At 64.9% G+C, this 21,897-nt stretch carries 19 protein-coding genes; 3 read left to right on the top strand and 16 right to left on the bottom strand.

The features are described from left to right. Window positions 1-61: 61 nt before the first annotated feature. From gcvT to nudE, 8 genes are all read right to left on the bottom strand, one after another. On the bottom strand, window positions 62-1,183 hold the full coding sequence (gene gcvT, locus ACVOLI_RS03240) for a glycine cleavage system aminomethyltransferase GcvT (RefSeq protein ID WP_481533501.1): 1,122 nt from the start codon (window positions 1,181-1,183) through the stop codon (window positions 62-64). 90 nt (window positions 1,184-1,273) lie between these two features. Further along, complete coding sequence (locus ACVOLI_RS03235) at window positions 1,274-1,705, bottom strand: NfeD family protein (protein ID WP_481533500.1); 432 nt, start codon at window positions 1,703-1,705, stop codon at window positions 1,274-1,276. Window positions 1,706-1,708: 3 nt separating this feature from the next. Beyond that, window positions 1,709-2,677: an SPFH domain-containing protein gene (locus ACVOLI_RS03230; RefSeq protein ID WP_303747133.1), complete on the bottom strand. Its 969-nt coding sequence runs from the start codon at window positions 2,675-2,677 to the stop codon at window positions 1,709-1,711. A gap of 66 nt (window positions 2,678-2,743) precedes the next feature. Beyond that, window positions 2,744-3,046, bottom strand: a complete 303-nt coding sequence (locus ACVOLI_RS03225) for an Mpo1-like protein (RefSeq protein ID WP_296252631.1) — start codon at window positions 3,044-3,046, stop codon at window positions 2,744-2,746. Between the two features lie 39 nt (window positions 3,047-3,085). Next, window positions 3,086-3,409 carry a YnfA family protein gene (locus tag ACVOLI_RS03220; protein WP_282270615.1) on the bottom strand — a complete coding sequence of 108 codons (324 nt, stop codon included), beginning with the start codon at window positions 3,407-3,409 and terminating at the stop codon, window positions 3,086-3,088. Next, the gene (gene mazG / locus ACVOLI_RS03215; protein ID WP_481533499.1) at window positions 3,406-4,227 is read right to left on the bottom strand and encodes a nucleoside triphosphate pyrophosphohydrolase; all 822 of its coding nucleotides are present in this window, start codon (window positions 4,225-4,227) and stop codon (window positions 3,406-3,408) included. The genes ACVOLI_RS03220 and mazG overlap by 4 nt, the downstream gene beginning before the upstream one ends. Window positions 4,228-4,305: 78 nt before the next feature. Continuing rightward, the gene (gene cysQ, locus ACVOLI_RS03210; RefSeq protein ID WP_481533498.1) at window positions 4,306-5,115 is read right to left on the bottom strand and encodes a 3'(2'),5'-bisphosphate nucleotidase CysQ; all 810 of its coding nucleotides are present in this window, start codon (window positions 5,113-5,115) and stop codon (window positions 4,306-4,308) included. Beyond that, complete coding sequence (gene nudE / locus ACVOLI_RS03205; RefSeq protein ID WP_296252621.1) at window positions 5,112-5,660, bottom strand: ADP compounds hydrolase NudE; 549 nt, start codon at window positions 5,658-5,660, stop codon at window positions 5,112-5,114. The genes cysQ and nudE overlap by 4 nt, the downstream gene beginning before the upstream one ends. A 124-nt stretch (window positions 5,661-5,784) precedes the next feature. On the opposite strand from nudE, the gene ACVOLI_RS03200 reads away from it, so the two are divergent. Beyond that, the gene (locus ACVOLI_RS03200; RefSeq protein ID WP_481533497.1) at window positions 5,785-6,519 is read left to right on the top strand and encodes a 16S rRNA (uracil(1498)-N(3))-methyltransferase; all 735 of its coding nucleotides are present in this window, start codon (window positions 5,785-5,787) and stop codon (window positions 6,517-6,519) included. A 195-nt stretch (window positions 6,520-6,714) separates the two neighbouring features. Here ACVOLI_RS03200 and ACVOLI_RS03195 read toward each other — a convergent pair whose 3' ends face one another. The 7 genes from ACVOLI_RS03195 to pilG form a co-directional block, all read right to left on the bottom strand. Then, entirely contained in the window at window positions 6,715-7,191 is a 477-nt protein-coding gene (locus ACVOLI_RS03195) for a chemotaxis protein CheW (RefSeq protein WP_282271128.1), read from the bottom strand. Between the two features lie 25 nt (window positions 7,192-7,216). Continuing rightward, the gene (locus ACVOLI_RS03190) at window positions 7,217-8,560 is read right to left on the bottom strand and encodes a chemotaxis protein CheB (protein WP_481533496.1); all 1,344 of its coding nucleotides are present in this window, start codon (window positions 8,558-8,560) and stop codon (window positions 7,217-7,219) included. Further along, window positions 8,547-15,482, bottom strand: a complete 6,936-nt coding sequence (locus ACVOLI_RS03185; RefSeq protein ID WP_481533495.1) for a hybrid sensor histidine kinase/response regulator — start codon at window positions 15,480-15,482, stop codon at window positions 8,547-8,549. The genes ACVOLI_RS03190 and ACVOLI_RS03185 overlap by 14 nt, the downstream gene beginning before the upstream one ends. Window positions 15,483-15,590: 108 nt before the next feature. Continuing rightward, window positions 15,591-17,627, bottom strand: coding sequence for a methyl-accepting chemotaxis protein (locus ACVOLI_RS03180; protein ID WP_282271122.1), 2,037 nt, complete (start codon window positions 17,625-17,627; stop codon window positions 15,591-15,593). Between the two features lie 40 nt (window positions 17,628-17,667). Then, a complete protein-coding gene (locus ACVOLI_RS03175; protein ID WP_282271121.1) occupies window positions 17,668-18,198 on the bottom strand; it encodes a chemotaxis protein CheW in 531 nt (176 codons plus the stop codon). Then, on the bottom strand, window positions 18,198-18,560 hold the full coding sequence (locus ACVOLI_RS03170) for a response regulator (RefSeq protein WP_282271119.1): 363 nt from the start codon (window positions 18,558-18,560) through the stop codon (window positions 18,198-18,200). Before ACVOLI_RS03170 ends, ACVOLI_RS03175 begins: the two co-directional genes overlap by 1 nt. 17 nt (window positions 18,561-18,577) lie before the next feature. Next, window positions 18,578-18,979 carry a twitching motility response regulator PilG gene (gene pilG / locus ACVOLI_RS03165; RefSeq protein ID WP_057628851.1) on the bottom strand — a complete coding sequence of 134 codons (402 nt, stop codon included), beginning with the start codon at window positions 18,977-18,979 and terminating at the stop codon, window positions 18,578-18,580. A 240-nt stretch (window positions 18,980-19,219) separates the two neighbouring features. On the opposite strand from pilG, the gene gshB reads away from it, so the two are divergent. Then, window positions 19,220-20,167 (top strand): glutathione synthase, encoded by a 948-nt coding sequence (gene gshB / locus ACVOLI_RS03160; protein WP_481533494.1) that lies wholly within the window; start codon window positions 19,220-19,222, stop codon window positions 20,165-20,167. Beyond that, window positions 20,167-21,057, top strand: coding sequence for an energy transducer TonB (locus ACVOLI_RS03155; protein WP_481533493.1), 891 nt, complete (start codon window positions 20,167-20,169; stop codon window positions 21,055-21,057). The genes gshB and ACVOLI_RS03155 overlap by 1 nt, the downstream gene beginning before the upstream one ends. Window positions 21,058-21,180: 123 nt before the next feature. On the opposite strand, the gene tsaB is transcribed toward ACVOLI_RS03155, so the two are convergent. Beyond that, window positions 21,181-21,888, bottom strand: a complete 708-nt coding sequence (tsaB, locus tag ACVOLI_RS03150) for a tRNA (adenosine(37)-N6)-threonylcarbamoyltransferase complex dimerization subunit type 1 TsaB (protein ID WP_481533492.1) — start codon at window positions 21,886-21,888, stop codon at window positions 21,181-21,183. Window positions 21,889-21,897 lie beyond the last annotated feature (9 nt).

Raw genomic sequence — 21,897 nt, 5'->3', positions numbered from 1 at the left:
CGGGATGAAGCGCTAGTTTAACGAACCGGAAGCAAGGTCGCTTCCGGCCCGGTCCTACAGGTCAAAGATTGATGCCGGCCTGTGCCTGGCCGTCACGCACGAACGGGAACTTGACGATGCGCACCGGCACTTCCTTGCCGCGGATATCCACCCGCACATCACCCGGCGCGCCGGCCGGCACGCGTGCGAAGGCAATCGCCTTGCCCAGCGTCGGTGAGAAGGTGCCGGACAGGATCTCGCCTTCGCCATTGGCGGTGAGCACCTTCTGGCCGTGGCGCAGCACGCCCTTCTCGTCCATCACCAGGCCGATCATCTGGCGCGCGTTGCCGGCGGCCTTCTGCGCTTCCAGCACGGTGCGACCGGTGAACGCGCGCGGCGTGCCATCGGCCAGGTCATCCAGCGCCACGGTCCAGGCCAGCGCCGCCTCGTACGGAGTAATGGCTTCGTCCATGTCCTGGCCGTACAGATTCATGCCGGCTTCCAGTCGCAGCGTGTCGCGCGCACCAAGGCCGGCCGGCTTCACGCCAGCAGCCAGCAGCGCATTCCAGAACGCCACGACCGCGCTCTGCGGCAGCAGCACTTCGTAGCCGTCTTCGCCGGTGTAACCGGTGCGTGCGACGAACAGTTCAACGCCGTCGATGGAGCTGACGGTCAGTGCAGCGAAGCGGCCGAGCTTGTCCAGCGCGGCACGATCCGACTCCGCTACCAGCCCGGCGACCAGCGCACGCGCCTGCGGTCCCTGCACGGCGACGATGGCCAGGTCTTCGCGTTCGACCACCTCGACACCGAAGGCTTCGGCGTGCTGACGGATCCAGGCCAGGTCCTTCTCGCGGGTGGAGGCATTGACCACCATGCGGAACATGTCTTCGGCCAGGAAGTAGACGATCAGGTCGTCGATCACCCCGCCCTGCGCATTGAGCATGCACGAGTACAGGGCCTTGCCGCGGACCTTGATCTTGTCGATGGAGTTGGCCAGCAGCTGGCGCAGGAACTCGCGGGTGCGCGCACCCTTCAGGTCGACCACGGTCATGTGGCTGACGTCGAACATGCCGGCGGCGCTGCGGACCAGGTTGTGCTCGTCGATCTGCGAGCCGTAGTGGATCGGCATGTCCCAACCTCCGAAGTCGACCATCTTGGCGCCGAGTGAGCGGTGGGTTTCGTTGAGCAGAGTCTTCAGGGTCATGGCCGTTCCACACTAAGGGGACCGCCATTATCCCAGATGGTTACTTTTAAAACCTGCGGCACTGCCACAACGGCAGTACCGCAGCTGTATTCAGACCACCTGCACCTTGAGCGTCATGCCGTCCACGGCAACCACGCGCACCGTGCTGCCCTGCGGCAGGTCCGGGCCGGCCACCACCCAGAATGCATCGTCCACCTTGGCCCGGCCAACGCCGGCGGTGATCGGCTGATCCAGCGTCACCACGCGCCCGATCAGCTGCTCGGCGCGGCGATTGAGCAGCGGCTGGTCGCTGGCCCGCGCGCGTTGCCGGAACCAGGTGCGATAGACCTGAATTGAGACAAAGCTCAGGACCACGAACAGGATCACCTGCAGCAACACGGTCATGCCGTCGATTGCCCAGACGGTCAGGAAGACTGCCGCCGCGGCAATCCCCATCCACAACATGAAGGCACCCGGCGCCAGCGCCTCGGCGGCGAACAGGACCACCGCCAGCGCCGCCCACGCCACCACTTCCCAGCGCATGGCTCAGCGCCCCAACGGCGGCGGGTTGCCGCGAGCAGGCTGCTTGGCTTCGCCCTGCTTGGAGAATGCTTCCTTGGCCAGTTCCGAGATGCCGGCGATGGAACTGATCACGCCGGTAGCCTCCATCGGCATCAACACCAGCTTCTGGTTCGGCGAGTTGGCCAGTTCACTGAAGGCCTCCACATACTTCTGCGCGATGAAGTAATTGATCGCCTGCACGCTGCCGTTGGCGATGGCGTCGGACACCATCGCCGTCGCCTTTGCTTCGGCCTCGGCCAGGCGCTCGCGTGCCTCCGCATCGCGGAAGGCGGCTTCCCTGCGACCTTCTGCCTCCAGCACGGCGGATTGCTTCTGGCCTTCGGCGCGCAGGATCTCCGATTGGCGGATACCTTCGGATTCCAGAATGGCGGCACGCTTGTTCTGCTCGGCCATCTTCTGCTGCTGCATCGACTGCACCAGGTTGGCCGGCGGCTGGATGTCCTTGATCTCGATGCGGGTGACCTTGACGCCCCAAGGATTGGTGGCGTGGTCGACCACGTTGAGCAGCTTGGCATTGATGGTCTCGCGCTGGCTCAGTGATTCGTCCAGGTCCATCGAGCCGATCACGGTGCGGATGTTGGTCTGCACCAGGGCGATCATCGCCACTTCCAGATTCGCCACTTCATAAGCGGCCTTGGCCGCGTCCAGCACCTGGAAGAACACCACGCCATCCACCCGCACCACCGCGTTATCCCTGGTGATGACGTCCTGGCTGGGAACCTCCAGCACCTGCTCCATCATGTTCACCTTGCGGCCGACGCCGTAGACGATGGGGATCAGGAAGTGCAGGCCGGGGCTCATCGTGTGCGTGTACTTGCCGAAGCGCTCCACCGTCCACTCGTAGCCCTGCGGCACCATCCGCACCGTCTTGAACAGCACAATGATGCCGGCCACCAATACCACCAACGCCAACAACCCTGCTCCGCCGCCCATTTTCCCTCTCCTTGTGCCGATAGATGAAGCGAGTATAGCCACAGCCCAGGAAAGCGCCCGATATGCCTAAAGCCGCACCCGCCCACGCAGGATGTCGACGAACATCACCCAGTCGCCGGCAAATGAATAGAAGGGGTGGCGGAACGTCGCCGGCCGGTTCTTCTCGAAGAAGAAATGCCCTACCCAAGCAAACCCATAACCGCATAGCAGCGCGAACCACAGCCAGCGCAGCTGGCCGCTCCACAGCAGCATCGCGACACAGAGCAGCACGCCGCAGCTGCCGATGAAATGCAGGCGGCGACTGACGACGTTGCTGTGTTCGCCCAGGTAGAACGGATAGAACTGGCGGAAGCTGCTGAAACGCGACATGGCCGGCATCCAGGACAGGATGCGCCCAGCATAGGCGTTTCAGTTGCTGCGTGGGGCGAACATGATCACCGCCATGCCAAGCAGGCAGAGACCGCCGCCGAGCAGGTCCCAGCGGGTGGGCTTGACCGAGTCCACCAGCCACAGCCACAGCAGTGCCATGCAGACATAGACACCACCGTAGGCGGCATAGACACGCCCACTGGCGGCCGGATGCAGGGTCAGCAGCCATGCAAACAAGGCAAGGCTGGCGGCAGCCGGCAACAGCAGCCACGGGCTACCCTGCTGCCGCAGCCATAGCCACGGCAGGTAGCAGCCGACGATCTCGGCCAATGCGGTCAGCAGGAACAGGGCAAAGGTTTTCACTTCGCCGCGTCCTTTTCCTGCTGCTTCACCTGCTGCCACAGTGCCTCCTGCTGCTGCAGGTCAAGCTGCGACATTGCGTTTCCCTGCGCAGCCGCCAGCGCTTCCATCGCGCGGAAGCGACGCTCGAACTTGTGGTTGGCATGACGCAGGGCGGTGCCGCTATCGACCTTGGCGTGGCGGGCAAGATTGGCGCAGACAAACAACACATCGCCCAGTTCTTCCTGCAGGCGGGTGTGGTTGTCCACGCCTGTGGCGGCAAGCGCGAACTCGGCCTGCACTTCGTCGATTTCCTCGCGCAGCTTGTCCAGCACCGGCACCGCGTCGGGCCAATCGAAGCCGGTACGGGCCGCACGCGACTGCAGCTTGGTGGCGCGCAGCCATTCCGGCAGTCCACGCGAGATACCGGCCAATGCCGACCCATCCTGCTCGCCCTTGGCGGCGCGTTCGCTGCGTTTGATCTCGTCCCAGTTGGCCAATACTTCGTCGGAATCACTGACTTCGGCGTCGGCAAAGATATGCGGGTGGCGGCGGATCATCTTGTTGCTGATCGAGGCCACCACATCACCGAAATCGAAGGCCCCCTGCTCGCTGGCCATCTGCGCGTGGAATACCACCTGCAGCAGCAGATCGCCGAGCTCGTCCTTCAGATCCGGCAGATCGTTGCGGTCGATGGCGTCGGCCACTTCGTAAGCCTCCTCCACCGTATACGGCGCGATGCTGGCGAAGTCCTGTTCCAGGTCCCACGGGCATCCGCCATTGGGATCGCGCAGGCGCGCCATGATCTGCAACAGGGTCTGGATATCGGTCAGTTCGGACATGCGCACATCACCATTGTTACGAATACGCCGGCAATTGCCGGCGTTTGAAGTTCACTGCAGGCAGCCAGTGGCCGGGCGTCAAAGCCCGGCCACCCACTCCTGCCACGGCAACGAGGCATCACCCAAGGCGACGAAGTCGCCATTGAGCAGACGCGGGCGTTGGTTGTAGGCAAACGGCACGCCGTCATCGGCCGCCAACACGGCACCGCCTGCTGCCTCCAGCACGCACTGACCGGCGGCGGTATCCCATTCACTGGTTGGCCCAAGGCGCGGGTACACATCCAGCGTCCCTTCGGCGATGCGGCAGAACTTCAGCGAGGAACCCTGCGCGACCAGCTCGATCTCGCCCATCCGCGCCAACAAGGTGGCCGTACGGGCACTGGCATGTGAGCGGCTGGCGGCGACCCGCAGCGGCGATGCCGGTGGCACCCGCGTATTGATCGCATCCTGCTGCTCACCGCTGCGGCGCCAGGCCTGGCCACCGCGCTGTGCATGCCAGATGACCTCGGTCACCGGTGCCTGCACCACCCCAAACACCGATACGCCCTGCTCGATCAGCGCGATATTGACGCTGAATTCGCCATTGCGCTTGATGAACTCGCGGGTGCCGTCCAGCGGGTCCACCAGCCAATAGCGCTGCCACTGCCGACGCGTCTCCCAAGCCAACTGCGCGGATTCCTCGGACAGCACCGGGATATCCGGGGTGAGCTGCGACAAGCCTGCAACGATCAGCCGATGGGCGGCCAGGTCGGCCGTGGTGACCGGACTGTCGTCGGCCTTCTGTTCGATATCGAAGCCACTAGCATAGACCTGCATGATCGCCGCGCCTGCGCGCTGGGCGATATCCAGCACGCCTTCGCACAGCACGTCATCAACTACTGCGCTCATGCGCCACCTCGCAACCACTCACGGGCAATGAACAGGGCTGCCAGCGAGCGTCCCTCGGAGAAATCCTCGCGCAGCATCAGCTGGTCCAGCTCGGCCAGCTTCCACGGCACCACCTCCAGCTCCTCGGGCTCGTCGCCAGGCAGACGCTGCGGATACAGATCACGTGCCAGCACCAGGGTGGACTGATGACTCATATAAGTAGGTGCCAAGGTCAGGCTGCGCAGCGCATCCAGCTTGCGCGCGCCATAACCGGCCTCCTCCTTGAGTTCGCGGTCGGCCGCTTCTATCGGCGTTTCGCCTTCATCGATGCGCCCCTTGACCAGGCCCAGCTCGTAGCGATGCAGGCCGGCGGCGTATTCACGCACCAGCAGCACGGTCTCCTCATCGAGCATCGGCACCACCACGACAGCGCCGTGGCCGCCGCTGACCAGCCGCTGGAAATGCCGGCGCTCGCCGTTGGAAAACTCCAGATCCAGCTGCTGCTGGCGGAAGGGACCGATGTGTTCTTCGACCACGTTGTGGATCTGTGGCAGGCGGCGACTCATGCGCCACTCCGGGCAAAACGACGGTAGACCGATAGAATGCGCATTGGCAGATACGTTTTCATGACGTTGAAATGCTAGCAGACCCAGCCGCTCCCCATGTGGCACCGCCTTTGCGAGAACTCCCATGCGCCTTACCCGTAGCCCGATCGAACTGCCGCTTGCCGTCGGCCAGACCCTGTCCCTGCCGGAAGATGTGGCCAATCATCTGGTACGGGTGATGCGCCTGCGCGAGGGCGAAGGCTGCATCCTGTTCAACGGCGATGGCAACGACTACGCAGCCACCCTCAGCACGATCAGCAAGCGCGAGGTACAGGTACACATCGACAGCGCCCAGGCCGTCGACAATGAATCACCGCTGGCGATCACCTTGCTGCAAGGCATTGCCAGGGGCGAGAAGATGGACCTGATCCTGCAGAAGGCCACCGAGCTTGGAGTCAGCCGCATCATTCCGGTCAATGCCGAGCGCACCGAGGTCAAGCTGGACGCGGCACGGGCCGAGAAGCGCATCGCGCATTGGCGCAACGTGGTGGGTTCGGCCTGTGGCCAATCCGGGCGCGCACGGATCCCATCCATTGGCAGCCCGCAGGCGCTGGCCGCGGCCGCCGCGGCACTGCCCGAGCAGACCCTGCGCCTGACCCTGGACCCACTGGGCGAACACCGCCTGGCCTCGCTGCCTGACGCACCGGCAAACGGGGTTGTGATCGCGATAGGCCCGGAAGGTGGTTGGTCGCCGCGCGATCGCCAGCAACTGAGCGAGGCGGGCTTCCAGGGCCTGCAGCTGGGCCCACGCATCCTGCGCACGGAGACCGCCGGCCTGGCCGCAATCGCGGCCCTGCAGGCGCGGCTGGGCGATCTGTAGCGCCGAGCCGTGCTCGGCTGGGGCGTTCAGTGTCGGCTTTTGTAGGAGCGGCGTCAGCCGCGAAGCTGACACTGCCGAAATCACCGGCCCGTCTGCAATCTGATGTGATGCGAGCTTCGCGGCTTACGCCGCTCCTACAATGCTCGGGCGGGAAAGCCCCTGCCGAGCATGGCTCGGCACTACCGCACAACCAGGTCAGGCTACGGCTTCTGCCAGGGCGAGGATGACTGCGCTTTCGACCGCATCCAGGTCCGGCAACAGCGCGCTTTGTTCGCCCAGCAATACGCGCATGTGCACGCCTACCGGCAGGCTTTCTTCCGATGCGTCGGCCAGCAGGCCGTCGCGGGGTACCGCGATCAGCTGCGGGAAGGACTGGGTCAGCAGGGCGAAATACGGCAGGTCCGGGTTACCACCCAGCGCCTTGAGCACCACCACCTTGTTGTTGCTGGTCACCATTTCATTGCCATGGCCACTGAGCCCGGCATAGGACAGCAACGGCACGCTCCAGCCATGCCACGCGATCTGCCCGACCAGCCACCCGGGGGTATTGGCAATCGGCTCAACCGCAACGCGGGACATCATTTCCGCCACCGTCGCGTTGGGCAGCAATACGCGCTCGGTACCGGCCTGTATCAGTACCCCACGGACTTCATCGTTGTTTGCGTAGCTCATCGTCAGTTCCTGGGTCGCGCTGCGGTCAGGCCGCGCAATGCACAGCCAATTCGGCGGCGAGGTATTCCGGATCACCGGCGCTCAAGCCAGCGACAGCCAGTTGGCTGGCAGCGGCCGGGTCATAGCACCCCTCGCCGATCTGCCCCGCCACCCAGCCACCCTTGCCGGCAAACTCCAGCACCGGGGCGACCATCGCCACGTCGGCGCCACTGAGCATCAGCACCGCGCTGCGGTCCGGCTGCAAAGCGCCGAGCAGGTCGTTGGCTTCCGCGCAGAAGCGCAGGCCCTCGGCACTCGACTCCACGCCGATCACGTCGGGAAGAATATAGACATCGCCCGGGACCAGGTTCTGGCCCGGATCGGCCAAGGTCACCGGCAACGGTGTGGCCCGCGCCATCTGCTTGACCAGGTTGGCATAACGACCGCCATCCAGGCGCAGCTGCACCAGCACCGGCCGCGCGAAGTCTTCCGGCAGGCTGGCCAGCACGCGGCGCACCGCATCCGGGCCACCAATACCGGCGATCAGCAGCACCGCACCATTGCCTTCGGTAGGGCCGGCGTCGATCTCAACCAGGGACAACTCGCTGTTGAGCAGGCTGGCCAGGGCCGGAGGCGGCTCCGGGGTGTTGGTGGTTGCAGCAGGCGCCGTCTCGTAGCCGTCGTCCTCCACCAGCGACCAGCTGCTGAAGTCAGCAATCGGTGCCTTCCTGCTCTCAGCTTCAACCGGCGCGACAACCGGCTCCGGCGGCAGCGGCGGTGGCAGGCTCGGCGACGATGGCTGCGCAGGTTGCGCGTTCCCGCCGATCAGTTCCTCGAATGACAGCACTTCCGGGCGCGGTTCAAGCGCGCTGACCGGAGCGACGTAGATCTCATCGGCAGGCAGGTCATAGGCCTGCACCTGTGCCTCGTCCAGATGGAACTGCAACGGTGCATCCACATGCCCGTCTTCCGGGCGTGGCGGCAAGCCGGGTTCCAGGGTGATGGCCGGCTCGGCGTCTTCGTTCTCCAGACCCGGTGGCAGCACGTTGTCGTGGCCCTGCAGCTTGGCGGCCAGATGGCGGATCCAACGCTGTGCTTCCCAGCCTTCGCGACGCGCGGCCAGCTCGGCTTCCTCGAACAACAAGGAAAGCTCGGGCGTCTCCAGCACCGACTCCAGCCGCTCCAGCGCATCCTCGACTGCCGGCTCCAGGGCCACCAGCACGACCTGTGGCGCAGCCGAGGTCAGCGTCGCCGGCTCCAGCTGGTTGGGGTCTTCTTCCAGCACGATGCGGCCGCCAGCGGCGACCAACGCCTCGCGCAGGCGATCACGGGCGGCACCGGCACGGGCCAGCAATGCAACCGGCTTGGCAGTGTCGTCAGTCGCGTGCACGGGCGATCCCCAGCAGGTCATAGACATTGCGCATCAAATCCAGCTCCTGGTACGGCTTGCCGAGATAGCGCTGCACGCCGATCTCGAATGCGCGCTGGCGATGCTTGTCGCCACTGCGCGAGGTGATCATCACGATCGGGATGTTCTTGTAGCGCGGATCGGCACGCATCGCGGTGGCCAGCTCGTAGCCGTCCATGCGCGGCATTTCGATATCCAGCAGCATCAGGTCCGGGATGCGCTCTTCCAGCTGCTCCAGCGCTTCCACGCCGTCGCGGGCCACCGCTACATCCAGGTTGTGACGTTCCAGCACGCGGCCGGTGACCTTGCGCATGGTCAGCGAATCGTCGACCACCATCACCAGCGGCACATGGCGCTGGTTGCTGGTTTCGGTGTGCTCGACCAACTGCTGCGGCTGGGTGAGGTGACGACGCACCAGCGGTGCCACGTCCAGGATCACCACCACGTTGCCTTCGCCGGTGATCGTGGCGCCGTAGATGCCCGGCACCGACGCGATCTGCAGGCCCACCGGCTTGACCACGACTTCGCGGTTGCCCAGCACCTGGTCGATCGCAACCGCTGCGCGCAGGTCGCCGGAGCGCACCAGCAGCAGCGGGATCTCGGCCTGGCCTTCGGCCTTGGCAGCAACCTGGCCCACCAGGGTGCCAAGGTTGTACAGGCTGAAATCTTCGCCGTTGTAGTGGTAACCGCCCTGCCCGGACTCGAAACGCTCGCGGGAGATACGGCCGATACCGCTGACCGATGCCACCGGCACCGCGTAGGTGGTTTCGCCGATGCGGACAAACACCGCCTGGGTGACTGCCAGGGTCTGCGGCAGGCGCAGGGTGAAGGTCGCGCCCTGGCCACGCACCGAGTGGATGTCCACCGAGCCGCCAAGCTGGCGCACTTCGTTGCGCACCACGTCCATGCCCACACCGCGGCCAGCCAGCTGGCTGACCTGTTCGCTGGTGCTGAAGCCGGACGCAAAGATCATCTGGTCCAGCTGCGTATCGTCGATCTGCTCGTCGCTGCCCAACAGCCCACGCTGCTCGGCGCGGCGGCGGATCGCCTCGCGGTCGAGACCGGCACCGTCATCGCCCACTTCCAGCACGATTTCCGAACCTTCGCGGCGCAGACGCAGGGCGATTTCGCCTTCTTCCGGCTTGCCTGCGGCAGCACGTGCGGCCGGCTGTTCCAGGCCGTGCGCAACCGAGTTGCGCAGCATGTGCTCCAGCGGCGCGACCATGCGGTCCAGCACATTGCGATCGAGTTCGCCGTGGGTGCCTTCCAGCTTCAGGTGCACCTGCTTGTCGGTTTCCTGCGCGGCCTGGCGCACCACGCGACGCAGGCGCGGCACCAGACCATCGAACGGCACCATGCGCGCGCGCATCAGGCCATCCTGCAGCTCCGAGCTGACACGCGACTGCTGCTGCAGCAAGGTGTCGTAGTTGCGCGACAGATCGTCCAGCACACCTTGCAGACCGCCCAAGTCGGCCGCCGATTCGTTCAGCGCACGGCTGAGCTGCTGCAGGGTGGAGAAGCGGTCCAGTTCCAGCGGATCGAAGGTCTGGTCGGCCTGCTCATGCTCGCGGCGGTAACGCGCCACGATCTGCGCTTCGGTTTCCAGGTCCAGACGACGCAGCTGGTCGCGCAGACGTGCGTTGGTACGGTCCAGCTCGGCCATGGCGCCACGGAACGCGCCCAGCTGCTGCTCCAGGCGCGAGCGGTAGATCGCCACTTCGCCGGCGTGGTTGACCAGGCTGTCGAGCAGGTCGGCGCGCACGCGCACCTGTTCCTGGCCGCGCGGCGCGCCTTCTTCCTCGTTGCTCGCCTGTTCTTCGCGCAGCGGTGCGGACAGCGGCTCGATCGCCGCCAGCGGCTTCGGCAGCACGTCGGCAGCAGCATTTGCCGGTGCCGGTTCGAACGTGCTGACAGCTGCTTCCACCGGTGCCTGCGCGGCTTCGGCGCGCCCATCGGTACGCGCTTCGAAGGCCTCGATCAGATCGGTCGGCATGACCACTGCGCGATGCTCACCGGTGCGGATCAACAACTGGTGCAGACGGTCGAAACCGCGCTCCAGCAGCTGCACGTCGGCGCGGGTGATCTCGGTGCGGTTGGCGGCAACCGCCTCCAGCAGCGATTCGATGGCATGGCCAAGGTCGCCGATGGCATTGATGCCGGCCATGCGTGCACCACCCTTGAGGGTGTGCAGGTCACGCTGCAGACCCGCCAGCGCCTCGCGGTCTTCCGGCGCGGCGCGCATGTCGTTGACCAGACCATCGCAATGGTCGAGCAGGTCCTTGCCTTCCTCGACAAAGATATCGACCAGCTCGCGATCCAGGTCGGCGAAATTCAGCGGCCCAGCGTCCAGTTCGTGCGCCACGGCCGCAGCGACTGGTACCTCAGCCTGTTCCGGCAACGCTGCGGTCAGCGGTGCCAGCACGGTCTTGGCGACGGCAATGGTTTCGACGCCAACCGGCTCGACAACCTCGCTCACAGCCACATCGTCAAGCTGAGCGGCTTCTTCAAGCTGCTCGGCCTCTTCGATTGCCAGCGCGTCCTCGACCGACGCATCTTCTTCGTTCGAAGCGATGTCTTCGATCAACGCAGCTTCGTCGACAGCTCTCTCAGCTTCGATCTCAGCTTCTACTGCTGTTTCAGTTTCAGTTTCAGTTTCAGTTTCAGTTTCGGCTTCGGCTTCGGCTTCGGCTTCGGCTTCGGCTTCGGCTTCGGCTTCTACAGCTTCCAGCTCCAACGCTGCATCCACAACCGGCTCCTCGCCAATCGGAGCAACAACGTCGGTCTGGGCGGCCGCGATCGACGAAGGCACGTCGCTGTCATCGGTGACTTCGTCGAGTTCCGCGGCAGCATCAGCCTGCTCTTCGGCCACGGCCGTCTCAATCTCTTCTGCGTCTGCTACCGCCGGCTCGCTTTCTGCAGCCTGCCCAGCCGGGCTTGATGCTTCGGCTTCGGCTTCGACCGAGCCAAGCTGTGCTGCGCCAACACCAGCTGCAGTTGCAGCGGTGGCGATGGCCAGGGCGCGTGCGACCACGCTGTCACGGTCATCCGGATGGCTGGACGCTTCCAGCGCGACCGACGCGTTCTGCTGACCATCTTCGACCTGCGTGTCGACTGCTTCGACTGCAGATGCCAGATCAACTTCAGTGCCGACAGCCGATTCGGATTCGACCTCGCCAGCTTCAACGGCAAGCTGCGGATCCGTTGCTTCTGCTGTCTCCTCAGCGTCGTGTGCAGCACCCCAGGTGGACGCCCGCACCGCGTCATAGTGGTCTTCAGCTTCGACGGCTTGCTGCGGGGCAACCGGCTCGACGACTTCAGCCGATCCGGCGATGTCGATCTGCCCGCTCACTTCATCAACGGCAACCACGGCTTCCGACCCGCTTGCAACGGCGGCGTCGACCGGCTGCGGCTGCGGCTCCACATCAACCGCATCAGCACCGTCAGCTGTCTCGTGTGCATCGTGCTCGGCAACGTCGGCACCAGCCTGCAGGAACTCCGGTTCGGCTGCGGCCAGCGGCGCAGGGACGTCCTGCGATGCTTCGCTGCCAGGCGTCTCATCCAGCAAGCCGGCATCGAAGTACGCGGACAGGTCTTCCGTACCAACCGGCTCGGAACCAACGTCGCTGTCCAGCGAACCGGTCGACGGCACAGCAGCGATATCGTCTGCGACGACGTCGTCTTCGGCCTGCATCGGTGGCCACTTGCCTTCCGGCAGGGCATCAACCAGCGCCTGCAGACGCTCAGCCACGCCCGGGAACGCCGGGATGCGTGGTGACGACGCACGCAGCGCCGTGATCGTGGTCTGTACGGCCACCGCCATCTGCGCCAGCGCATCCACGCCCGCAGCTGTCGGCGTCACCGCAGCCGCGAGCGAACGCTTGACGAAGGTTTCCGCCGGGCTGGTGATCTGGGTGATCACCGGCACATCGGTCATCGCGAATGCACCGCTCATGGTGTGCACGGCGCGCAACAGGTCTTCGGACACCGGCTGCGGCTGTGCAGCCGAGCCAGCCAGCCAGGCATTGACCGTGACCAGATGCGCGCCGATCTCGGCTTCGAGAATCTCGCGCAGCACCTCATCCACCGACGCTGGGGTACCTTCCGCATCGTCGATTTCGATGGCTGCTGCAACGTCGCTTTCCGCCGGCGCGACGATCGCGATTTCCGGCGCCACCTGCTCAGCCGGCGCAGCCGCTGCAACAGCGGTGGCACCGGTCACGTAGAACGCTTCTTCGCCCGCGGCAACGCGGTCAGCCACATCCTGTATGCCCAATAGATCGGACTGGATGTTGCCAACGCCGCGCAGCGCGGCATTCAGTTCCGGCAATACGTCATAGGCCTGGGTCACCGCAGCCATGACGGCGGGGCTGGCGGGACGGCTGCCGTCGAGCACACGGTTGAGCATGCTCTCGATCTTCCAGCTGAACTCGCCCAGGGTGCGTGCACCCACCAGGCGCCCGCTGCCCTTCAAGGTATGGAATACGCGCCGTACCGGGCGCAGACGCTCCATGTTGGCGGGTGCCGCGCGCCATGCGGGCAGCAGATTGCCAAGGTTCTCAAGTTCTTCGTCGAATTCCTCGATGAAGACGTCACGGATGTCCTGATCGATTACATCGCCGCCATCGATGAAGCCGCCATCAAGCTGCTGCGCCGGCGCCGAAGCACGCGTCGCCGCGGCAGCACTGGCAGCACTATCGGCAACTTCCGCCGTAACCGGCTCAGGCTGCAGCGACTCAGGCAGCGCGAACGGATCGAAGGCCTCGGCAGCTGCATCAAGCTGCGCCATGAACGCAGCGGTTTCCATATCCAGCTTGGACACGGCTTCCGCCGGCATGGATGCCGGTTCGATCGGGGCGGATGCCTGTTCAACCGGCGTGGCGGCCAGCTCCCAGTCGTTGGTCAGCGATACCGGCGCGTTCGTTGTGTCATCGATCACCGGGTTGACGGCTTCCAGCTCCGGGCTGAAGAACACATCGGTGTCGGCAAACTCAAGGTTGGCCAGCTCGGCATCAAGCGCGCCGGTGCTGGCAGGCTCGGACACCTGCGCTGCTGCTGTATCGGTACCGTCCAGCGTCAACAGCGAGGCGTCGAAGTGATAGCTGTCGCTGGCGACGGTGGACGTCGCGTCCTCCGCGGCGACCGGATCGAAACTCGCGGCAAACGACGCCGGTGCTTCCGCGCCGTTCGAATCCGCTGGCTCCTGGCCCTCAAGAACCATCGGCGCCAGGCTGAAACTGCTCGCAGCGGCTTCCGGCGTCTCGGCCGCCACTGGATCGAATGCAAAACTTCCGGCTGCGCCGTCTGCTGCCTGCGACGCAGACACCGCAGGCACGTCCACAACCTGGACCGGTGCGACTGGGGTCGCCACGGCGTTGATCGCCGCGCCAAACACCAACGGGTAATCGGCGACAGCAGCCTGCGGCTTTTCTTTCACTTCCAGTGGCGGCAACGGCGGCGGCACGGCCGCTGCAGCGATGATCGCTGCCTGTTCGACAACCGGCGAGGCTTCGCCCGCCGTTTCGACAATTTCAGCCGGTGCTTCGGCCACATCCGCAGCTGCCGAATCGGCCACGGCGTTGCCTGCGCTGTCCGCACCGGCTGCACTGCTGACGTCGGCAACCGCCGTCTCGACAACAGCACTGTCGGCCACGGCCTGCTGCGACGGAATCGGCCAGTAGCGCAGGGTTTCCAGACTGGTGCGGGTGATATCGAGGATTTCCTCGCGGCCCGGGCGGCGATCGCGCAGGGCTTCAAGGAAGTACTCCAGGCTGGCCATCGCGTCGGCCAGGGTGTCGAGCTGGCGGCCGCTCGGGATACGCTGGCGTGCGATCAGTTCGACATCGATGTACTGGCGCACGGCCTGCAGGTAATCGGCCGGCGCCGGCATTTCCAGCATGCGCAGTGCGCCGGAGACCTCGCCCAGCAGACGTGGCACTTCGGCCAGGCGGGCATGATCCCAATTGGTCTCGATGAAGGCGACAAAGGATTCGCGCGCAGCGGTGAAATTGGCGATGGCTTCATGCGCCAGCACTTCCACAGTACGGCGTGTCTCCACCGAACCCGCATCATCTTCACCCGCGACGTTGGCGCCCAGATGGGCAACCTGCTCGTCCAGCGAGGCGTCCACATAGAGCAGCGCGCCAGCGATATCCAGCAACAGGTTGTCATCGATCTGACGACTGCCGCTGACGACTTCGTGCAGCGAATCGCGCTGCTGGGCAACGATGCCACGGGCAACGCCCAGGCCCATCACGCCCAGGGTATCCGAGACGGCGCCCAGCTCATTGACCTGTACCTGCAGGTCGGCCGGATTGCCATCCATGCGCATATGCAGATCGAGCGCATCCTTGATGCGCATCAGCTCTTCCTTGACCGCACTGCCGACGGTATCGAGCAGTTCGCGGTTACGCCCGCTCACGCTGCCACGGGCGTGCTCAAGCTCGTCCGGGCTGGCGTCGCTGGCATCGGGATTGAAGGCGAACAGCACGCTTTCATTGATGCCTTCAGCGCCGCGTGCCGCGCGGATGTCATTGAGCAACGGCAGCAGCACGATCGGGATATCACGGTGGCCGTTCTGCAGGCGCTCCAGGTAGTCGGGCAGCAGCACGGTGCCGCGCATCAGCGTGGCGCAGGCCTCATCGCGGTCGGCGACGCCACCGTCACGCACCGCATTGGCCAGCAGTTCCAGCTCCTCGGCAACCATCGCCGGTGCATACAGCTCCACCATCCGCAGCGTGCCCTGCACCTGGTGCAGGTAACCGGCGCAGAAACGCATGCGACTGGAATCGCTGGGGTCTTCCACGAACGCTTCGACCTCGTTGCGCACCTGGCGCAGGGTCTCGTCCAACTCGGGCTTTACCCACCCAAGAGCTGCGTGGCTCATCGCATCGCGCAAGGTACTCATCGCACTCCCCCGTGCAGCATCAATTGCATGCCGTCCGGGCGGCCCTGCGTTGCGTTGTGACGAAACTTCATCTGCTGATTCCTCTGCATCCCCGCCCGATCAGTCCGTTCAGGCCGGCAACTTGAAGTCGGCCACCGAACGGCGCAGCTCTGCCGCCAACTGGTTCAACTGACCCAGCGAGTCGGCGGTCTGCCCGGCACCCTGCGAGGTCTGGCCGGTAATCTGCCGGATAACGCCCATCGTCTGGGTGATATCGGTAGCTGCCGAGGCCTGCTGGTTGGCGGCGATGGAGATGCTTTTAATCAAGTTGTTGAGTGCGTTGGACACGCGTTCGATTTCGGTCAGTGCGGTACCGGCGTCTTCGGCCAGGCGCGCACCGGACACCACTTCGGCGGTGGTCTGTTCCATCGAGGTAACCGCTTCGTTGGTATCGGCCTGAATCGCCTGCACCAGACCTTCGATTCGACGGGTTGCGCCGGAGGTACGTTCTGCCAGGCGCTGCACTTCGTCGGCCACCACGGCGAAACCGCGACCGGCTTCACCGGCCGAGGCTGCCTGCACGGCGGCGTTCAATGCCAGGATGTTGGTCTGCTCGGAAATGTCGTTGATCAGTTCCACGATCGAGCCGATTTCCTGCGAGGACTCACCCAGGCGCTTGATGCGCTTGGAGGTTTCCTGGATCTGGTCGCGGATCTGGTCCATGCCCTGAATGGTCTGGCGCACCACGCCGGCACCTTCGGTCGCGATGACCACCGAGCGCTGTGCCACTTCAGCCGACTCGGTGGAGTTGCGCGACACCTGCTCAATGGAGGTGGCGATTTCGCCGATACGGTCCGAGGCGCTGGTGATCTCGTCGGCCTGGTGGCCTGCAGCTTCGGCCAGCTGCATTGCCGTTGCCTGGGTTTCCTGTGCCGACACCGCCACCTTCGAGGAGATGTCGTTGATCGTGGTCACCAGGTGGCGCAGTTCGTCCACGGCGTAGTTGATAGCGTCGGCGATGGCTCCGGTCATGTCCTCGGTCACCGAGGCCTTTACCGTCAGGTCACCTTCACCGAGCGAGCTGATTTCGTCCAGCAGACGCATAATCGCCTGCTGGTTGCGGCTGTTGAATTCCACCTGGGTCTGGTAACGCACGTCCTGCTCGCGCGAACGGGTACGCACGGTGCTCCAGACGAAGCCGATGATCGACAGCACCGACAGGCCGCCGAAGATCACGCTCCACCAGAAGTTCGGGAAGATGCGGGTGTCACGGGCCGAACCGAACGCCGAGAACGCATCGAACAGCTTGCGGCTGCTCTCCAGCATCTTGTCCGAGCCGGTCGCCAGTGCGGCCGCCGAGGACTGTGCAGCAAACAGGTTGCGCGAGCTGGCCAGAATGGCGTCGGCATCCTTCTTCATCTTTGCCCACTGGTTGGCCGATTGTTCCAGCGCAACCTGTGCATTGGCATTGCGCACGGCGGAAATGCCCATTTCCTCATTGCCGTTGCGCAGGCCTTCCAGCACCTGGGTGAACACCACCATATCGCGTGCCAGCGCGTCGCCAGCGCCGCTTGCGCCAGCACCACCGGCGCGGATTTCAGTGACGCGACGGGCCATGGTGCCCACCACCACCACCTGCTGCAGGCCGTTGTAGACCTGCGAGGACTGGGCGCCACCGGCAGTCATTGCGCGCACCACTTCGTTCAACTGCGCCTGCAGCTGCGGCACCGCGCCAACGAAGGCATCGGCGTTACCGGCCAGGGCCAGCACGGCCGGCTCGGAGGCGACGATCTGCTCGGCGTTCTTGGACAGCGGCTTCCAGGTATCGACCAGCGCGCTCAGCGGGCCGGACACGCCAGTCTCATTGCCGTAACGGCCCTGCAACTCGCTGACCGTACTTTCCACCTTGCTGCGCGTGTCCTTGAACGCTGCGTAGCTTTCGCGGCTACCGGCCACGGCTTCACGGCCCTGGTTGGCCAGCTGCTGTGAAAGCACCTGCAGATCCGCGGCGCCGGTACTGGCGCCGGCCAGACGACTGCCCTGCCAGGTAGCCACGCCGGTGTTGGCACCGAACACGACCATCGAGAGCACCAACAAGCCCAACCAGAAGTTGGTGCTTACATTGCCAAGCTTGCCAGCCTTGGCGGCTTCAGGAGCAGTACTCATCGTTCGACCTCGGTCTCAATACGAAGAGGCAAGCGTGCCGTCAGGCGGCTGCTTGCCGGAATTCAGGAGTGCGGGAAAGCAGCGACAGCGAAAACACACCCCAGTCACGGCCTTCATCGTGGAAGGCACGTTCGACGAAGTGCGCGTAACGGCCTTGGGCGATGTCACCGGCCGGCACCTGCATCGGTGCCTCGAAGCTGCGCTGGCCATACAACTCGTCGATCACCAGCGCCACGTCGCCGCCGCTCTGGCGCATGATCAACACGCGCTGGCCTTCCTGTGGCGGCGTACGCTCACCTTCCAGGAAGTTCTTCAGGTCCACCACCGGGAACAGGTTGCCGCGCAGGTTGCCCACGCCCAGCAACCAGGGCTGGGCGCCGGGAACCGGCGTGACCGGCGGCATCGGCACGATTTCCACGACTTCGCGGAAGTCCGAGACCAGATGCCGGCTGCCGACGCGGTACCCCACGCCACGCCAGACATCCTGCGAAAAGCTGCGCTCGGGCAGCTGTACCGCGTGCGCCAGACTGCGGCGTTCGTAGGCTTCAAGGATGTCGAATGGAGAACGCATCAACCCACCAGTTTGTTGATCCGCGCGATCAGATCATCCTCGCGCGGCGGCTTGACGATGTAATCACTGGCGCCTTGACGCATGCCCCAGGCCTTGTCGGTTTCCATGCCCTTGGTGCTGACGATCAGCACCGGGATGGCACGCGTGGACTCGTCACGCGACAGCGCGCGGGTCGCCTGGAAACCGCTCATCCCCGGCAACACCACGTCCATCAGCACCAGCTGCGGAGCCTGCTCACGGGCAATCTGCAGGCCGTCCTCGGCATTGTCAGCCGACAACACCTCGTGCCCAGCCTTGAGCAACCACTGTGTAAACACCGCCCTGTCGGTCGGTGAGTCCTCGATCAAAAGAATTCGAGCCATTGTGCCTTACCCCCTGGTCAGGCGTTGACGTATGTGCGGATGGCACCTAGTAGTTCGTCGCGGGTAAATGGCTTGGTGAGGTATTGCTCGGAACCGACGATGCGGCCACGGGCTTTGTCGAACAGGCCATCCTTGGATGACAGCATGATCACCGGCGTCGACTTGAACAGCTGGTTGCCCTTGATCAGCGCACAGGTCTGATAGCCATCCAGCCGCGGCATCATGATGTCGACGAAGATGATCTGTGGTTGCTGGTCAGCGATCTTGGCCAACGCTTCGAAACCGTCAGTAGCGGTAACGACCTCGCAACCTTCACGTTTGAGCAGTGTTTCAGCCGTGCGCCTGATGGTCTTCGAATCATCGATGACCATCACCTTCAGCCCTGCGAGTTCCCCACCCGCAGCCATGTTTTCAACCATTTTTGTTCCCCGAACGCGCGACCGATACCAAGTGCGATATTGCCGCGAAAGCGCATCTATATCCCAGCCCAGCCGCGAACTGTCAAGCGATGTCCGCAGGACTTGGCCGATCCCCAATGTAATGTGACCTGCATCTCAATAAAAGCGCAGCACCATTCAGCCTCAGCGTTCCGCTTTCCGCGCTGTGCGGCCCCGCCCTGAACAGCTAACATCGTCGACCAGATCTGCTGGATTCAAGTCATGCCTTTAGACGTCATCGTGGTGATGGACCCCATCGCCGACATCAAGATCGCCAAGGACACCACCTTTGCCATGCTGCTGGAAGCCCAGCGCCGCGGGCATCGGCTGCACTACGTGCGCCCCGGCGGACTGTCCCTGCACGGCGGCCAGGCCCAGGCCGAGGTTGCCCCGCTGCAGGTGCGCGACGACAAGGCCGGCTGGTTCAGCCTGGGCGAGTTCGCCCCGCTGGCATTCGGCCCGGGGCAGATCGTGCTGATGCGCAAGGACCCGCCATTCGATGGCGAGTACCTGTACGACACCCACATCCTCAGCGTCGCCCAGCAGGCCGGCGCCACCGTGGTCAACGACCCGCAGGGGCTGCGTGACTTCAACGAGAAGCTGGCCGCACTGCTGTTCCCGCAGTGTTGCCCGCCGACCTTGGTCAGCCGCAACGCGCGCGAACTCAAGGCCTTCGTGCTTGAACACGGCCAGGCCGTGCTCAAGCCGCTGGATGGCATGGGCGGGCGCTCGATTTTCCGCAGCGGCACCGGCGACCCCAATCTCAACGTGATCCTGGAGACGCTGACCGATGGCGGCCAGCACCTGGCCCTGGCGCAGCGCTTCATCCCCGACATCAGTGCTGGCGACAAGCGCATCCTGCTGATCGATGGTGTACCGGTGGACTACTGCCTGGCGCGCATCCCACAGGGCGACGAATTCCGCGGCAACCTGGCCGCTGGCGGCCGTGGCGAAGGCCGCCCACTGAGCGAACGCGACCGCTGGATTGCTGCCCAGGTTGGCCCGAAAATGAAACGCCGCGGCATGCGTTTTGTGGGACTGGATGTGATTGGCGACTACCTGACCGAAGTCAACGTCACCAGCCCCACCTGCGTGCGCGAGCTGGATGCACAGTTCGGCCTGAACATCGCTGGCCAGTTGTTTGATGCGATCGAGGCTGGCCTGGCCTGATGTATTCCCAGCCTGACGTCCTGCCCGCGGCACCGCGGGTCAGCGAGCAGCAACGCCTGACCGCCACCTTGGTGCTGTCCACGCTGGTGCATGGCTTGCTGATCCTCGGTGTCGGCTTTGCAGTGAGCGACAACGCACCGCTGGTACCGACGCTGGATGTGATCTTCAGCCAGACCAGCACGCCGCTCACGCCCAAGCAGGCCGACTTCCTCGCCCAGGCCAACCAGCAGGGCGGCGGCGACCATGACAAGGCCCAGCGTCCTCGCGATTCCCAGGCCGGCATCGTGCCGCAGTTGCAGGACGGGCTGGCGCCGGTACCGCTGCAGGCACAAAGCGCGGCCGCGCCACCGCCACCACAGGCGCGCATCATCACCAGCACCCAGGGCAAGGACCCGGTAGCGACCGTGCAGACCCAGCCGCTGCCCGATCGCCCCGATGCCAACGCGCCGATGAGTGCACGCGAACAACGCGATGCAGCAATGGCGCGACTGGCGGCCGAAGTGCATCTGCGCTCGGAGCAGTACGCCAAGCGCCCCAACCGCAAGTTCGTCTCGGCCAGCACCCGCGAATACGCCTATGCCAACTACCTGCGCGCCTGGGTCGACCGCGCCGAGCGCGTCGGCAACCTGAACTATCCCGACGAAGCGCGCCAGCGCCGGCTTGCCGGCCAGGTGGTGATCACCGTCGGCGTGCGCCGCGACGGCAGCGTGGAGAGCAGCCGCGTGCTGCGCAGCAGCGGCGTGCCCCTGCTGGATGCCACCGCCCTGCGCGTGATCGAGCAGGCGCAGCCGTTCCCGGCATTGCCCGAGACCAAGGACGACATCGACATCCTGCAGGTCACCCGCACCTGGATGTTCCTGCCCGGCGGGCAGTTGCACGACGATCACTGAACCGGAATTTCGTAGGAGCGGCGTAAGCCGCGAAGCTCGTACATTCCCAGATCGCAATCAGGCCGGTAGTTCAGACAACACCGGCTTCGCGGCTTACGCCGCTCCTACAAAACCCATCAAGATTCAACGCTTGGAATCGCGCAAGGCCTGCTGTTCGATCAGGGTCAGCGCGACGTTGTCGCGCAGGTAGGCCGGCTGCACCAGCTCCGGGGCGATGGCTTCGCCGCGCAGCATCGCCGGCACGGCAATCTTCAGCACGTCGGCGGCACCGGGCAATGCCTGCGCATCCACACTCCCCAGCCGCGGCTGCAGGCGCGCACTCAACACGCCCTCGCCCGCCGCAAAGCCAGTACCAACACCGGCCCAGCTGCTGTCATCGGCCGGCAACTGCACGGCATCCGGCGCGACCAGCAACTCACGCTCCTGCAACTGCAGTTCGCCATCGGCATCGCGCAGATAACACGCTGCGTAAAGCTCGCCCATGCGCGCATCGATGCAGGCCAGCACCCGCGGCGCATCGGCCGGTGCGCGCAGTGCCAAGGCCTGCAGGGTAGATACCGGCAGCAAGGGCCGGTCCAGTGCCAAGGCAATGCCCTGCGCGATCGCAATAGCCAAGCGCACACCGGTGAAAGCACCCGGTCCACGGCTCAGCGCGATGGCGTCCAGCTGGCTGCGGGCGACACCGGCTTCGGCCAGCAACTGCTCGGCCCACGGCAGGCTCAGCTCGGCGTGCCGACGCGGAGCGACTTCAAACCGCTCCAATACCTGCCCATCCACATACAGGGCGACGGAACAGGCTTCGGTGGCGGTTTCAAAGGCAAGCAGCTTCATGGCATCACA

The organism is Stenotrophomonas sp. STEN029, from assembly GCF_056760015.1.
Note: the sequence above shows the minus strand (reverse complement) of the source record. Positions and strands in the feature narration are given on the sequence as shown.